1 protein-coding gene is annotated in these 255 nt (G+C 64.3%); it reads left to right on the top strand.

Going from position 1 to position 255, the window contains the following annotated elements:
• Window positions 1-255, top strand: a 255-nt coding sequence (locus tag ACM6G4_RS27430; RefSeq protein ID WP_414915020.1) for an Ig-like domain-containing protein, incomplete at both ends; no start/stop codon positions are given.

The following is a 255-nucleotide window of genomic DNA, read 5'->3' as shown; positions in this document are numbered from 1 at the left end:
AATGGCAACGTCATTGGCACCGGTACCGTTGGCGCCGATGGCACCTTCGAGGTCACGCTGACCACCCCGCAAATCAACGGCGAAACCCTGAGTGCAACGCTGACCGATGCGGCGGGCAACGTGTCTGCCCCGACAACTGTCGATGCGGGCGACTCCACGGCTCCAGCAGCCCCGACCGACCTGGTGGTCAGTGCCGATGGCACGACTGTCAGCGGTAAAGGCGAGCCGGAAACCACCGTCACCATCAAGGACGCC

The sequence above is a fragment of the Pseudomonas sp. IT-P258 genome, from assembly GCF_949767825.1.
GTDB lineage: Bacteria > Pseudomonadota > Gammaproteobacteria > Pseudomonadales > Pseudomonadaceae > Aquipseudomonas > Aquipseudomonas monachiensis.
This window is presented reverse-complemented; position numbering and strand designations above follow the sequence as displayed.